General features: G+C 63.3%; 9 protein-coding genes and 1 pseudogene. 9 read left to right on the top strand and 1 reads right to left on the bottom strand.

Going from position 1 to position 14,642, the window contains the following annotated elements:
- Window positions 1–44 precede the first annotated feature (44 nt).
- A complete protein-coding gene (locus tag VI26_RS22530) occupies window positions 45–704 on the top strand; it encodes a hypothetical protein (RefSeq protein WP_156184005.1) in 660 nt (219 codons plus the stop codon).
- 97 nt (window positions 705–801) lie between these two features.
- Here the strand turns inward: VI26_RS22530 and VI26_RS22535 are convergent, their stop codons facing one another.
- Window positions 802–2,145 carry an MFS transporter gene (locus VI26_RS22535; RefSeq protein ID WP_156184006.1) on the bottom strand — a complete coding sequence of 448 codons (1,344 nt, stop codon included), beginning with the start codon at window positions 2,143–2,145 and terminating at the stop codon, window positions 802–804.
- Window positions 2,146–2,207: 62 nt separating this feature from the next.
- Here VI26_RS22535 and VI26_RS22540 point away from each other — a divergent pair, with 62 nt between their 5' ends.
- The 8 genes and pseudogenes from VI26_RS22540 to VI26_RS22575 all read left to right on the top strand — a co-directional run.
- Window positions 2,208–3,599, top strand: a complete 1,392-nt coding sequence (locus tag VI26_RS22540; RefSeq protein ID WP_048411992.1) for a DUF3404 domain-containing protein — start codon at window positions 2,208–2,210, stop codon at window positions 3,597–3,599.
- On the top strand, window positions 3,577–4,221 hold the full coding sequence (locus tag VI26_RS22545; protein ID WP_048411993.1) for a response regulator transcription factor: 645 nt from the start codon (window positions 3,577–3,579) through the stop codon (window positions 4,219–4,221). Before VI26_RS22540 ends, VI26_RS22545 begins: the two co-directional genes overlap by 23 nt.
- Window positions 4,221–5,000, top strand: a complete 780-nt coding sequence (locus VI26_RS22550; protein WP_053074588.1) for a DUF2861 family protein — start codon at window positions 4,221–4,223, stop codon at window positions 4,998–5,000. Before VI26_RS22545 ends, VI26_RS22550 begins: the two co-directional genes overlap by 1 nt.
- 85 nt (window positions 5,001–5,085) lie before the next feature.
- On the top strand, window positions 5,086–7,356 hold the full coding sequence (locus VI26_RS22555) for a glycoside hydrolase (RefSeq protein ID WP_048411994.1): 2,271 nt from the start codon (window positions 5,086–5,088) through the stop codon (window positions 7,354–7,356).
- Between the two features lie 412 nt (window positions 7,357–7,768).
- Window positions 7,769–10,360: a TonB-dependent receptor gene (locus VI26_RS22560; RefSeq protein ID WP_082151217.1), complete on the top strand. Its 2,592-nt coding sequence runs from the start codon at window positions 7,769–7,771 to the stop codon at window positions 10,358–10,360.
- A gap of 597 nt (window positions 10,361–10,957) precedes the next feature.
- Complete coding sequence (locus tag VI26_RS22565; protein ID WP_053074590.1) at window positions 10,958–13,555, top strand: TonB-dependent receptor; 2,598 nt, start codon at window positions 10,958–10,960, stop codon at window positions 13,553–13,555.
- A gap of 97 nt (window positions 13,556–13,652) precedes the next feature.
- Window positions 13,653–14,309 (top strand): hypothetical protein, encoded by a 657-nt coding sequence (locus VI26_RS22570; RefSeq protein ID WP_048412005.1) that lies wholly within the window; start codon window positions 13,653–13,655, stop codon window positions 14,307–14,309.
- 49 nt (window positions 14,310–14,358) lie between these two features.
- Window positions 14,359–14,642 (top strand): annotated as a pseudogene (locus tag VI26_RS22575) (MotA/TolQ/ExbB proton channel family protein); the annotation flags it as partial.

A 14,642-nucleotide genomic window follows, 5' to 3' on the forward strand; every position in this document is an offset into this window, starting at 1 on the left:
CGGGTTGGGCGCCTCTTCAATGACGGCTTGATGGAATAGGGTGATTGAGCAAGGTATTGATTGATGTGGTTTTTTTAGGACTAATCCTATTGAGCTTGTCTTTGCATTGCACGCACTATCATTGCTGTTTTCTGAAAGAAAAATCAGGTGGGCGGCCGTTTTCGACCGGCAGTGACTTGCATGCTTTACAGCGGGAAAGGCAAGCTATGGATGATGTTTTTTATGGTTTAACGGCATATTTATTGGGATTCTTTTCTTGTTACTTTTTGATTAAGCTGGTGATGGCTGATAAGCGGAAGAAGCGGGCGCGCGCATTTTCCATTGCCGCGGCATCCGATGCTGAAAATCAATCCATGTCGCTATCTAGGCTGATTGAACCGTTCTATTACGACTACGTTAGCCAGGCATTGTCGGTGGCGAAGAGGGATATCTTGAATGAGGCTGTTGGAAAGGTGGATGCCATTTGGGCGCGGCAGGCTTTGGAGGGAAAGAATAGCCTACAGCTTAAGGTGTTTGACGGCGCAGAATATTATGCCTTGGAAGGCCATCTTTGTATTCCGCAGAGCCTTCATCAAGAAATCCTGGGTATTTACCGGCAAAAAGGGTTTGCCGTTGAGTATAGGGTTGAAGCCGGGGCCGACTGCGCGGTGATGACTTTCAAGCCGCGAGAGCAAACCCGCACAGCAGAGCGAGCAGGGGTTTGAGCCGCGGCCCGCTGCGCCTGCGGTGGCGGATGAGCGAAGAGAGCATTCGCCATCGCCGAGCGCCAGCCGCAGAGGCGCCGCTGCTGGCAATAGATATTCACCCCCGCAACGCGCGCAGCCAGTCCATTCGCTGGCGCCAGATCACCGGCGCGGCGCTCAGCAGGTGCAGGGTGGCCAGGATGTTGAGCGCGGCGGTGGCCAGCAGCAGGATGGCGATGCTGTCGTAAAACTTCAGCGCCAGCGCGCTGCCGATGGCGGCGGCCACCATATAGAAGCCGTTGGCGATATTGTTGGCGGCCACGGCCTGGGAGCGGAAGTCGTCCGGGCTGGCGGTTTGCAGCCAGGTGTACAGCGGCACGGTGAAGAAGCCGCCAAAGAAGCCCAGCAGCGCCACATCTATCATATTGCGCCAGCTACCGGCGCGGGCCAGGAAATCGGCCAGGCCGATCAGCTCTCCGCGGTAGTGCGGCAGCGCCGACAGCGCCAGATCGCCGCCAAACAGCGTCATGCCCACGCTGCCCACCAGCACCATGCCCAGCTGCAGCCTGCCCTGCGACAGCTTGGCGCACACCACCGAACCCAGACCGATGCCGATGGAGAACAGCGCCAGCAGCAGGGTGTAGACGCCGGCGTCTCCACCCAGGTGCAAGCGGGTGAAGGTGGGCAGCTGGGTGGTGTAGACCGCGCCCATCAGCCAGAACCAGGAAATGCCGAGGATGGCGCAGCGCACGTCGCGGATGCGCCAGGCGTCGCGCATCAACAGCACCGAATCCTTGAGAAAGTTGAAGGACAACTTCAGCTCCGGCGCGCCGGGTTGGGCCGGCGGCATCGCGCGGCTGGCGCCGTAGCCGAGCACGGCGGTGGCCAGCAGGGTGGCGGTGATCAGCAAGGGGCCGCCGGTGGTCAGCATGCTGCCGCCGATCTGACCGATCAGGATGGCGAGAAAGGTGCCCATCTCGATCAGGCCGTTGCCGCCCACCAACTCGTTTTCCTTCAGATATTGCGGCAGCACCGAATACTTGAGCGGTCCGAAGAAGGCGGAGTGGGCGCCCATCAGGAATAGCGCGGAAAGCAACAGGCCGGCGGAGTGCAGGAAGAAGCCGGCGCCGGCCAGCAGCATGATGGCGATCTCGGCGAGCTTGATCCAGCGAGCGATGACGGCCTTGTCATAGCGCTCCGACAGTTTGCCGGCGGTGGCGGAAAACAGGAAGAAGGGCAGGATGAACACGCCGGCGGCCAGATTGACCAACTGCTCCGGCGGCAGGCCGGCCAAGCTGAGGCCGTGGAAGCTGATCAGCACCACGATGGCGGTCTTCAGCAGATTGTCGTTGAACGCGCCCAGAAACTGAGTGCCGAACAGCGGGAAGAAGCGCCGGGTGGCGAAGAAGGAGAAGCCTGCTTTCACGTGGGAGCCGATCTGGTCAATGAGCTGGAAACGCATGCTAGCGGATTCGTGGCGGGCTGTCAGCCGAACGGCGGCGGGTTTTCCGTATAATGCGCTGCATGTTCCGAGCCATCTGCTATTGCCTGCTGTGCGGCCATGCCGCCATCGCCGCGGCCGGCGAGCTGTCGGCGCGCCTGGAGGCCGCGCTGGCCGAGGCGCGTCCGGCGCAGTCCTTGGCGGTGGCGCGGGTGCAGGCGCTGGACGAGGCCTTGATCGATCCGGCCTCATTGCAGCCGGCTTGGGCCCGTCATGATTTGCGCGCCTTGCGGCAGTTGGCCGCTTACGAGCGGGACTGCGCCGGCGATTTGTCCGCGGTGAGCGCTCCGTGGCGCGATTTCGAGCGCGCCCGCTGCGGGCTGCGAGCCTTGCCGGCGGGCTGGTTCCGTCTGTATCCGGTCCATCCGCTGGGTGGCAGCAGCGCCTGGCATTGGCGGCAGCGCCAGCCGCTGCCGGAGCTTGCGCGCTGGCTGCATGTGCGCGAGCGCGGCGACGAACTGGGCCAGTTGGGCGCCTTGTCCGACGATAATCTGGATGCCTTGCTGGCCGGTGAGCACTGGTTGTGGCAGGACGGCGCGCTGTGGCGTCAGGACGGAACGGCCTGGCGCCGCTATGAGGCGGCCGTCTGGCGGCCGCTGGCGCGAGCGGCCGGGCTGGACGTGGCGGCCGCTTCCGGCGGCGTTTGCGCGGAAAAGCTGGGCGGCTTGTGCCTGAACCCGGCCGCGCAAGCATCGCCATGGCGCGTGGCCTTGCCTGGCGCGGCGCTATTGTTGTTGCTTGGCGGGCTGGCCCTGTGGTGGCAGCGGCGGCGGCTGCAGCGGGAGCGCCGCTTCGCGCTGCAAATGCTGACCCATGAGCTGCGCACGCCCATCGCCGGGCTGGCCGGGGTGGTGGAGGGCTTGCGTCGCGACTTCGACCGCTTGCCGGAATCGGCGCAGGACCGTTTCGGCGATTTGGCCGGCGGCGTCAGCCGCCTGCGCCAATTGGCCGAGGCCAGCCGCCATTATCTGTCCGCCGAGCGCCTGGATCTGCGCCGGCAGCCGCTGCGGCTGTCCACCTGGCTGGCGGATGTCGCCGAGCGCCACCAGGCGGTGTTTTGCCTGAGCGGCGACGCGGTGCTGTCGCTGCCGGGCTATTGGCTGACGGTATGCCTGGACAATCTGCTGGCCAATGCGCGCCGCCATGGCCGCCCGCCGCTGCGCTTGTACGCGGAGTGGGACGGCCGACGGCTGCGGCTGGACGTCGTCGATGGCGGCGATCTGGCCGATTACCGCTTGCGCCGGCTGTTGCTGCGCGGTGGCGGCGACCAGGGCATGGGTTTGGGGCTGGCCATCGTTCGACGAGTACTGGCGCGAATGGGCGGCCGGCTGCGGCTGTCCGGCCCGCCCACCACTTTTAGTCTGCAATTGCCGGCCCAACCGGCGCGAGAACATGAACACGCTGCTATTGATTGAAGACGATGCGCTGCTGGGCGCGGGCCTGCGCGATTTCCTCGTCGACGAAGGCTATCGCTGCCTGTGGCTGCGGCAGGCCGACGCGGTGGCGGCACAATGGCATTGCGCCGATCTGGTCATTCTGGACCGCGCCTTGCCGGACGGCGACAGCCTGCGTCATCTGCCTGGCTGGCTGGCCTTGAAGGCCTTGCCGGTCATCGTGCTGACGGCGCGAGTGGAAGTCAGCGACCGGGTGGCAGGCCTGGAAGCCGGCGCCCGCGACTACCTGAGCAAGCCCTTCGCCCATGCCGAGCTGCTGGCGCGCATCCGCGCGCAGTTGCGTCAGCTGGGCGACGGCAGCCTGCGGCTGGGGGCCTTGTGCTTGTTCCCGGCGCGGCGGCAGGCGGACTGGCAAGGCCGCGAGGTAGCCTTGACGCATACCGAGTTCGAGCTGCTGGCCTTGCTGGCGCGCATGGCCGGGCGGGTGATGAGCCGCGAGGAGTTGCTGAACCAAGTGTGGGGTTACGACAGCTTTCCCTCCACCCGCACCGTGGACACCCATATCCTGCAGTTGCGGCAGAAGCTGCCCGGCATCGCCATCGAGACCGTGCGCGGCGTCGGCTATCGGCTGGAGCGGCCCTGATGCGGCGCTTGGGTGTCTGGGCATGGTGGCTGGCGGCGCCGGTTTGGGCCGGCAATCCGCTGGCCGGCGTCAACCACGCCTTGCTGAACGGGGACGATCCGGCCGCCTGGCGGGCGCTGGCCGACAGCTGGCCCAATTTGAGCAGCCAGGCCCAGCGCGAGGCCTGGCTGCAGGCGCTGGAGAGCCTGAGCCGCGAGCATTGCGGCAAGGATGCGCCGCTGAGCTTGCCGGCCTGGCTGCCGGAGTTGACGCTGGAACTGGCGCAGCGCGACATGCCGCTGGCGCGCAATTACCGGGTGGTGTTGAGCGGTCGCGGCGCCTTGCTGGACGCGCGGCTGCAGGATGGCGCCGGCCGCGACCTGCTGCGCGGAGGCCTGCTGGAGCAGGAGGAGGGTCAGCGTTTCCGCCTGGAGAGCGCGGACTTGAGCCAGCCGCTGGCGGCGGGCGTCTATCGGCTGCAATTGAACGCCGCCGGCCGGCAATGGCAGGCGGAGCTGGCCCTGCCGGAAGTGGCCAATCTGTCCTGGCTGTCGCGCAGCCCGCTGGCGGTGGCCAGCCTGCCGGCGGCGCGGCCCGCTTGCGCGCGTCCGTGGCTGGAGCAATCGCTGCTGCGGCGCGACGACTACAGCTTTGTCTGGTGGCGCCGCCGCGAACTCGGGCAGGCGTTGAACTGGCCGCCGCGTCAGGGCGAGCTGTGGCAGAGCGTGGCGCTGGTGCGCGCCGAGGCGCGCGGCCAACTGGTGCTGCGCGTGGTGCATAGGCAGTCCGGGCCGCGTTGAATTAAATCCTGACATTGGCCTGACAATCTCGACGGCCATTGCTTTTCTAATACTCCCATCCTGATCCAAGCATGGGAGTTTCCTTATGTCGTTTCCCTTTCATCGCGCCGCCTTGATCGCGGCCATCCTGAGCCTGCCCGCTTCCGCCTGGGCGGCGGTACTGCTGCAAAACGCGCAATGGCGGATTGAACTGGAGCCGGCCACCCTGGCGTTGACGGCGACGCCGGCCGGCCAGGCGGCCTTGCCGTTGTCATCCGGCCTGACGCCGCGCTCGGTGTCCGGTTTGAAGTCCGATGCGCAAGCCGCAAGCTGGCAATGGGAGGACGGCCGGTTTCAATTGAGCGCGAAGCTGGACGGTGCGGACTTGGGCTTGACGATAGCGGCCCGCGAGCCGGCCACGTTGGAATTGCTGCGCCAGCCGGCGGCGGCGATGGGGCGCGGCCTGCTGCTGCCCTTGGCCGAAGGCAGCTATGTGCCGGCCGGCGATCCGCTGTGGCTGGATTTTCTGCCACGCTTCGCCGCTGACGGGCTGAACACCTCGGAGAACCTGAGCCTGCCGCTGTGGGGCATGGACCATGGCGCGTCCAGCCTGCACTGGCTATTGCTCAATCCCTTCAACAACACGCTGCGCATCCGCCGCGACGGCGAGGGACTGGCCTTGACGCTGAGCCATCAGTTCAATGCGTTGAACCTGGCGCAGCCGATGCGCTTGTCGCTGCACCTGGCGGGCGGCGATGCGCTGGCCGGCGCCAAGCGCTACCGCCAATGGCTGCAGCAACAGGGGCGTTTCGAGAGCCTGGCCGACAAGATGCGCGCGCAGCCGCAAACGGCCAAGCTGATAGGCGCCAGCCACGTTTATCTGTGGGGCAATGATTTGCTGGGCCAGGCCGATGTGCGCGACTGGGCCTTGTGGCTGGAGCGGCTGCGCGGCGACAGCGCGCTGGCGCGCCGCCTGCGCGCCAGCTTCGACAGCGAGGCCGCCGCGGTGTTGCGGGCCGCGCCGGCGCGGCCGGATGCGTATCAGCGGCGGACGCTGCTGGCGGCCTTCAATCAGGCCTTGACCGCCGAGGCGCGCGCCGGCTGGTTGAGCGCCAAGCCGGACTGGAGCCGGCTGGCCGCGCCATACCGGCGGCTGCGCGCTGAAGTGCTGCGGGTGTTCGGCGCGGCCTTGGGCCAGCCGGACAGTTGGGGCGGCGGCCTGTCGACCAAGACACTGCGGGCCTTGCGCGCGGCCGGCCTGTCCCGGCTGTGGCTGGGCGTGGATAACTGGGAAGGCGGCTTGTGGCAGCCCCAGGCGGTGGCGGCGGGCGTGCGCGCCGGCTATCTGATGGCGGCCTATGACTCCTATGAGACCACCTTGCCGCCGGGGCAACGCGAGGACTGGCTGACCGCGCAGCAGGGCGCCGCCGCGTATCGCGACTGCGGCGTCACTTTGGCCAACGGCCGACGCAAGAGCGGCTTCCAGCAGTCCGGTTACTACACCAACCCAGAGTGCGTGCGGCCTATCTTGCAGCAGCGCACTCAGGCCTTGCACCGGGCGCTGGGCTTCAATAGCTGGTTCCTGGACGCCTACGCCACCGGCATGGTGTTCGATGACTACACGCCGGGGCGGCGCGCCGGCCAGGCGCAACTGGCCGCCGGCAATGAGCGCAGCATGGCCTGGGTGCGCGATCGCTTTGCCGTGCCTGTGGGCTCGGAGAACGGCAATGCCGCCACCGCGCGCGGCATCGCTTTCGCGCATGGCATGCAGGTGCCGGTGTTGGGCTGGGGCGATGCGGATTTACAGAAGAACCCCAAGTCGCCGTACTTTCTGGGGCGCTGGTTTCCTGCGGATCAGCCCGAGACCTTTTTCAAGACCGTGCCGTTGAAGCAGCCCTATCGGGATATTTACTACCGGCCGCAATACCGGCTGCCCTTGTACCAGGCGGTGTTCCACGATTCCATCGTCACCAGCAATCACTGGCTGTACGACAATCTCAAGTTCAGCAATGCCTATGAAGACAATCTGCTAGCCCAGTGGCTGTACAACGTGCCGCCGCTATGGCATTTGAGCGCGGCCAGCCTGGAGCGGCGGCTGTCGCTGATGCGCTGCGTGGATCGGGTGTTCCAGCCCTTGCACCGGCGCCTGGCGACGCAGCCGCTGTCCGGTTTCGCCTGGCTGACGTCGGATCGGCAGGTGCAGCAGACTCGCTTTGCCGATGGCAGCCGGCTGACGGTGAACTTCAGCGGCCAGCCGCGAGAAGTCGAGGGCCGGCCATTGGCGGCCAGGGCGATGCGGGTGCAATTGGCGGGCGAGCTTGAACGCACGGTATTGGCAAGCGACTGCGCGCCGCCGACGACGATACCAGGGGGGTGATGCCTGGGGTGATGATTGCCGCTATGAGTTAAATGCATTGATTTCGTTCCAATTCTGGTTTTTACGCATGGCAAGGACTCGAGTGGGTTGGATGGTGCATTGGCACAAAGACAACGCTGTCGCGTGCTAGCCATCGAGGCGGGGCGTAGGCCGCGGCAGTGCGGCAAATCTTTGCCTGGCAATCTTTTTGCAATATTGCGGCCGTCGCGGTTTGCTGGGCCCAGGCAGGTATTTTGTGTTGTGACGATTCATGACTGTATGTGATTAACCATGATGTTTATTGACCTTGTGTAATTCATGCTTCAAGCATCGTATCGAGCCGTATGACAAATAGTCTGCGGTTGGATGATCCGACGGAGACGCGCCCAACAGAAGCGCGCCCGGCGGGTTTCGATACATGACTGGAGAGATCATGAGAACTAGCAAGACGCAGTTGGCGCTCGCCCTGGCCCTGGCAGGCCTGGGCAGCCAAGCGCTGCCGGCCTGGGCGGATGAGCCGAGCAGCGGGACATTGGACCGGGTGGAGATTACCGGCTCCAATATCAAACGCAGCATCAAGCAGGAAAAAGCGCTGCCGGTGACGGTGGTGCGCACCGAGGAAATGAGCAAGCAAGGCTTTACCACGGTGGAGCAGGTGGTGAACTCGCTGGCCAGCAACCAGTCGGCGACGGTGGGCGCCTCGTCGGTGCAGACCGTGTCGGGCGGCGCGTCTTATGCCAGCTTGCGCGGCCTGGGTTCGCAGTACACGCTGGTGTTGCTGGACGGCCGTCGCGTCGCCAGCCAGGCGATAGGCGGCTACGCCACCGATCTGAACGCGATACCGCTGTCGGCGATCGAGCGCATCGAAGTGCTGCGCGACGGGGCATCGGCCATCTATGGCACCGATGCCATCGGCGGCGTGATCAACTTCATCACCAAGAAGAGCTACCAGGGTGTGACGGTCAGCGGCGAGCTGCTGTCCACCGAACACAAGGGCGGCAATACCGGCAGCGCCAGCATCACCGCCGGCATCGGTGACCTGGCCAAGGACGGCTACAATGTTTACGGCTCGCTGAGCTACCAGAAACTGGACCCCATCACCACGCTGAACCGTTCCTTCGCCAATAAATACCTGAGCGCGGACAATCTGAGCGGTCGAGTGTTTCCGTCCAACTTCACTTACAAGGGCAATGCCTACAACCCGGCGGCGCCCAATTGCAAACCGCCGTACGCCTTGCCGCTGGACGCCAATTCCTGCGGCGAGAACGCGACGCTCTACATGGATCTGACGCCGGAGGTGGAGCAACTGACCGCATTCGCCAAGGGCACCAAGCAACTGGGCGAGCACACGCTGTCGCTGCAATACATGGGGGCGCGCAACGTCAGCACCACGCGCATCTCGCCGGCGCCGCTGACCAAGATCGCCACCTTGAAGGCCGGCGACAAGTATTATCCAACCCACTTGCCGGACGGCACCCCCACCGACGGCAGCCCGGTGGTGATCAACTCGCGCTCGGTGCCGCTGGGACCGCGCGTGACCGAGAGCCTGTCCACCACGCAGCGGCTGGCCTTCAACGCCGAAGGCCTGCTGGCCGGTTGGGACTACCGCGGCGGCGTCGGTTACTCGGAGAACAAGACCACCATCAATTACAAGTCCGGCTATGTGAACGGCGACAAGGTGGCCGCCGCCTTCCAGAACGGCACTATCAACCCGTTCGGCCCTTCGGCGCCCGGCGCCTGGGAGAGTACTTCCTTGAATGGCGACGGCTGGGTGGCCAAATTCCAGACCATCATGGCGGACTTCAAGGTCAGCAAGGAAGTGCTGCAACTGCCGGCCGGCATGATGGCGACGGCTTTCGGCGTGGAAACCCGGCGTGAAAAGCTGGACAGCCAAATCCAGGACATCGCCCAGTTCGCCTTGGGTTCCGGCATCGCCGACTCCAAGTCCACCAGCGGCAGCCGTGGCGTGACCGCGGCCTATGTCGAGGCGGATATTCCCATCTTCAAAAATTTCGACGCTCAGCTGGCCGCGCGTTATGACCGCTATACCGACTTTGGCAGTTCCTTCAATCCCAAGATCGCGGTGAAATACCAGCCGATTCCGCAGCTACTGATCCGTTCCTCGGCCAGCAAGGGTTTCCGCGCGCCCACGCTGTACGATGTGTTCACGCCTAACAGCAAGACCTATACCGCCAACAAGTTCAACGACCCGCTGCGCTGCCCGGGCGGCACGCCGGCCAATGGCGGCAACAAGGTAGACGATTGCAATACCCAGTTCGAGGCCCTGCAGGGCGGCAACAACAATTTGTCGCCGGAGAAGGCCAGCTCGCTGACCTTCGGCGTGGTGATCGAGCCGATCAAGGAAATCACCGCCAGCGCGGACTTCTGGTGGACCACGGTGAAGGACACCATAGGCGCGCTGGATCCGGGGGTGATTTTCGGCGATCCGGTCAAATACGCCGACAAGTTCGTGCGCAACCCCGATGGTTCGCTCAACCACGTGATCACCACCACCCAGAACCTGGGCACCTTGAGCGCGGCCGGCGTGGACATCAGCCTGGCTTTCCGCCTGCCCAAAACCGCCTGGGGCAATTTCGGCATCAATCTGGACGGCACTTACACCTCCAAGTACCAGCAGCAGCTGGAACCCAAAGGACCGTATCTGAGCCCGCTGGGAGGTTGGTATCAGAACGTGCTGCCGCCGGTGCTGCGCTGGAAGCACAGCCTGGCGTTCAATTGGGCGCAGGGGCCGTGGAGCGGGATTCTGGTGCAGAATTATTCGTCCGGCTATACCGACTTGAACCCGAATCAGGAAGGTCACAATGTGCGTCCTTACTCCAACTGGAACCTGTCCGGCAGCTATGTGTGGGACAAGAAGCTGACCATCACCGCCGGCATCCGCAATCTGTTCGACCAGGAGCCGCCGTTCAGCAATCAGACCAAGAGCTTTCAGTACGGCTTTGATCCGGTCGTCGCCGATCCGGTGGGCCGTGCTTACTTCCTGAAAGCCAGCTACAAACTCTAAGAAGCGGTTCATGCCTTCCCGTCTTGCTCGCGAGACTTTGAGCCGGTTCTAAGTTCTGCCAAGGCATTGAGAACGCCCCGTCGCGCCATTCGGCACGGCGGGGCTTTATGTTTTTGGAATGAATTTGCCTGGCAGGAAGGGGGTAAGTTGTTAAGGGTGAAATTGATATGGGATGATTTTTTACATGGCAGCCATTAAAAAAATGAATGCATAAGTTTTTACAAAATTAGCTTAATCTAAAATTCTTGTACAAAAACGTCGTAAAAATGCAAAAAAGCAACAGGAGATGCGGGCTTGTCTCACAAAAAATGACAGGAAACTAGCGGGGTCATTCAAAAGTCGCTGGCAAAAATGAGGGGCTTAGTCTATTGATTTTTCAGCCCTAACATGATTTTTCCGCATTCCTGCCGCCGAGGTCTCCGCCGCGCTGTCCGCTCCGGCGTCATAAACAGGCGTTAACAATTATTGACTGAGGGCAACAATCCTTAACACACTCGAAACATGGTCATGACGTTCGATTGTCTACGGCCTGCTGTATCCAGCAAGCACTCCACAGAAGCGCTGCTGGTTTCCGTGTGCAGTTAAGGAGAAAACAAGTTGAGAAGTCAAAAGAAGCAGCTGGTGCTTGCCCTGGCCTTGGCCGGCTTGGCAAGCCATGCGCCATTCGCATTCGCCGCTGAGGCGAACTCCGGTCAACTGGATCGGGTAGAGGTCACCGGGTCCAATATCAAGCGCAGCATCAAGCAAGAAAAGGCGCTGCCGGTCACCATTCTCAAGACCGAGGATCTGGCCAAGCAAGGCCTGACCACGGTGGAGCAGGTGGTCAACAGCATCGCCGCCAACCAGTCCTCGCAAGGCGCCAGCGCCTCGGTTGGCGCCTCTTCCGGCGGCGGCTCCTTCGCCAGCCTGCGCGGCCTGGGCAATCAATACACTCTGGTGTTGCTGGACGGCCGCCGCATGGCCAATCAGGCGATCGACGGCACTTCCGCCGACCTGAACGCCATCCCGCTGTCCGCCATTGATCGCGTGGAAGTATTGCTGGATGGCGCGTCCGCCATTTACGGCACCGACGCCATCGGCGGCGTGATGAACTTCATCACCAAGAAAAGCCTGAAGGGTTTCAGCATCGGCGGCAGCCTGGCCAATCCGCAGCATGGCGGCGGCGATGAAAAGCGCATCAATGCCTCCTACGGCATTGGCGATCTGGGCCAGGACGGTTTCAATGTCTACGGCGCCATCGACTACATGAAGCAAGACATGGTGATGGCGGGACAGCGCGACTACGCCCACCAGGTCAATAAATTCACCGGCACCAGTTCCAGTGCATGGCCGGGCAACTACATTGATGGCAGCACCGGCAAGTGGGTGGCGCCGTCCGCTCCGAATTGCCGCCCGCCGTTTTCCCAATACGTCAGTGACTCTAAGCTGGGTAACCGATGCTTGGAGTATTATTCCCTATACCCCAGCATTATCCCGCAGGTGGAGCAGATTTCCGGTCTGGTCAAGGCCACCAAGCGCATAGGCGACAATCACGAGCTTTCGCTGCAATACACGCGCACCGAGACCATCACCACCGCACAGAACGCGCCGTTGCCAACTGCTGGCGACATCACCCGCGTCAACGCGGTGGACCCGACCAAGCTCGACAAGCTCTATGTGCGCACCATTCCGCTGGGCAATCGCGAGACCGAGGCCAACTCGGTCACGCAGCGGCTGATGCTGAATATGGAAGGCCTGATCGCCGGCTGGGACTATCGCGCCGGTATCGGTCGGTCCGAAAACCTGATCAAGGAAAACCTGACCTCGGGTTACGTCAGCAAGAGCAAGATGCAGTCCGCGGTCAACAGCGGCGCGCTGGATCCGTTCGACCTGTCCGGCAATAATCTCGCCGCTTGGCGCTCGGTGGGCATGACCGGTCAGACCAAGGAAGCCAAGTCCACCATCGATATGGCCGACATCAAGGTCAGCCGTGAAGTGTTCCAGTTGCCGGCCGGCATGATGGCTGTCGCTTTTGGCGCGGAAGTGCGCCGCGAATCGCTGAGCACCATCTATAACAAGGCGGTGACTCGCGATGCGTTGAGCACCGGCCAGGACAAGACCGAAGACTCCAGCGGCAGCCGTTCCGCCTATGCCTTCTATGGCGAAGCGGAAATCCCGGTGCTGAAGAACCTGGACGTGCAACTGGCCGCGCGTTACGACCACTACAGCGATACCGACAGCTCGTTGAACCCGAAAGTGGCGTTCAAGTTCCAGCCCAGTTCGCAAGTGCTGTTCCGCGGCTCGGCCAGCACTGGTTTCCGCGCGCCCTCGCTGTACAACATCTATCGTCCTAACCAGTTGCAGCTGACCAGCGGCAGTTATGTCGATTACGGCGCTTGTCCAGACGGCGTGAACCCGGCGCCTGGGGCTGATGGTTCTGCTTGCACCAAGATGCAGCGTAATAAGCGCATCGCCGGCAACAAGAAGCTGGAACCGGAGAAGTCGTCCTCGCTGTCCTTCGGCATGGTGATCGAGCCGGTCAAGGACTTCACCGCCAGCGCCGATTTCTGGTGGACCATGATCAAGGGCCAGATCAGTTTCCTGGACGAAACCGCCATCTTCGCCGACCCGTCCAAGTACGCGAATCGCTTTGTACGTGATGGCAGCGGCAATCTGTCCTACATCATCGACGACTACGACAACCTGGGCAATCTGAGCGCGGCCGGCGTTGACATCAAACTGAACTGGGTATTGCCCAAGACTTCGGTCGGCACCTTCACCGCTACGCTGGACGGCACCTATCTGTCCAAGTACTCCTATCAGACTGAGAAGAATGGCCCGTATTACAGCAACCTGGGCACCTTCCTGGATGGTGGCCCCACCTTCCGCTGGCAGCACAACCTGACCCTGGGCTGGTCCTACGGCGCGTGGAGCACGATCCTGGCGCAGAACTACAAGTCGGGCTACACCGACTCCAACCCCTATCTGAAGCAGGGACAGCCGTTCCATCAGGTAAGACCGTACTCCACCTGGAATCTGTCCGGTTCCTACGCCTGGAACAAGCAGCTGACCGTGACCGCCGGCATCAAGAACCTGTTCGATCAAGAGCCGCCGTACTCCAATCAGATGACGCGTACCACACAGCAGAACTACGATCCGCGCTTTACCGATCCGATGGGCCGCTCCTTCTTCCTCAAGGCCAATTACAAGCTCTGAGCACGTAGGCAGCAGGGCGGGGCGGAGATGATCCGCCCCGTTCGAGGGCCCGGCGGCGTTCCGCCGCCGGGCGAATCAGCAGACAGTGGATATGAACATGACGAGCATCACAGCCAGAGGAGTCGGCGGTCCCCCGCCCAAGCGCCGCATCGCGGGCTTGGTCGGCGTGGTCGTCTTCCATGCACTGTTGATCTACGCGCTGGTGTCGGGCCTGGCCCAGGGCGTGGTCAAAGTGATCCAGCAAAAGGTCGAAGTGGCGGTCATCAGCGAACCGCCGCCACCGCCCCCCCCGCCGCCGCCCAAGATAGAGAAGGTGGTGCAGCCCACCGCGGCGCCCAAACCGCAGGCCTATGTGCCGCCGGTGGTCAATCCGCCGCCGGTCACCTCCACGGCCAACGCGATCCAGTCCACCACCTCGGACCCGGCGCCGCAGCCGGCGCCCACCCCGGCCCCGGCGGTGGAAGCGCCCAAGGGCCCGGTGTCGGCCAAGGCCAACTGCAGCCATCTGCAAGCGCCGGAGTACCCGAGCAAGGCGCAGCAGGACGAGATCCAGGGCGTGGTGCGCGTGGCCTTCCAAGTGGGCGACAACGGCAAATTCAGCACTATCGCCAATATCTCGTTCGACGGCGGCATTCCGCCGCGCTACCGCAGCGGTTTCCAGTCGGCGATCACCGCCGCGCTGCAAGGCTACAGCTGCAAACCCAACAGCCTGCTGAGCCAGGAATTCGGCTTCAAACTCGATTCCGGCGAATGAGCGCGAGCGCGCCGCGACCGGAGCAAGCAATTCTTAGGAGAAACAGAACATGAGCAAAATCACCCGCATCGCCTTCACCGCCGTGGCCCTGTTGAGCAGCCTGACCGTTCAGGCCGCCGAAACCGCCCACGTGACCAGCAACCCGTACGGCATCGACGCCCTGTGGGCGCAAGGCGACATCGTCGCGCGCGGCACCCTGATCATCCTGCTGATCATGTCGGCGGCCACCTGGTATGTCGGCATCGTCAAGCTGCTGGAACAGCGCCGCCTGCTGAAGCAAGGCCGCGAGCTGCTGGCGGTGCACGGCGCGGAGCTGCAAAAGCGCGCCAGCGA

The sequence above is a fragment of the Chromobacterium sp. LK1 genome (genome assembly GCF_001043555.1).
Classification (GTDB): Bacteria; Pseudomonadota; Gammaproteobacteria; order Burkholderiales; family Chromobacteriaceae; genus Chromobacterium; species Chromobacterium aquaticum.

What these genes read in the sequence shown, in the direction of transcription:
- VI26_RS22560 (WP_082151217.1), top strand. Translation starts at nt 7,769, where the DNA reads ATGAGAACTAGCAAGACGCAGTTGGCGCTCGCCCTGGCCCTGGCAGGC.
- VI26_RS22540 (WP_048411992.1), top strand. Translation starts at nt 2,208, where the DNA reads ATGTTCCGAGCCATCTGCTATTGCCTGCTGTGCGGCCATGCCGCCATC.
- VI26_RS22555 (WP_048411994.1), top strand. Translation starts at nt 5,086, where the DNA reads ATGTCGTTTCCCTTTCATCGCGCCGCCTTGATCGCGGCCATCCTGAGC.
- VI26_RS22535 (WP_156184006.1), bottom strand. Translation starts at nt 2,145, where the DNA reads ATGCGTTTCCAGCTCATTGACCAGATCGGCTCCCACGTGAAAGCAGGC.
- VI26_RS22570 (WP_048412005.1), top strand. Translation starts at nt 13,653, where the DNA reads ATGACGAGCATCACAGCCAGAGGAGTCGGCGGTCCCCCGCCCAAGCGC.
- VI26_RS22545 (WP_048411993.1), top strand. Translation starts at nt 3,577, where the DNA reads ATGAACACGCTGCTATTGATTGAAGACGATGCGCTGCTGGGCGCGGGC.
- VI26_RS22550 (WP_053074588.1), top strand. Translation starts at nt 4,221, where the DNA reads ATGCGGCGCTTGGGTGTCTGGGCATGGTGGCTGGCGGCGCCGGTTTGG.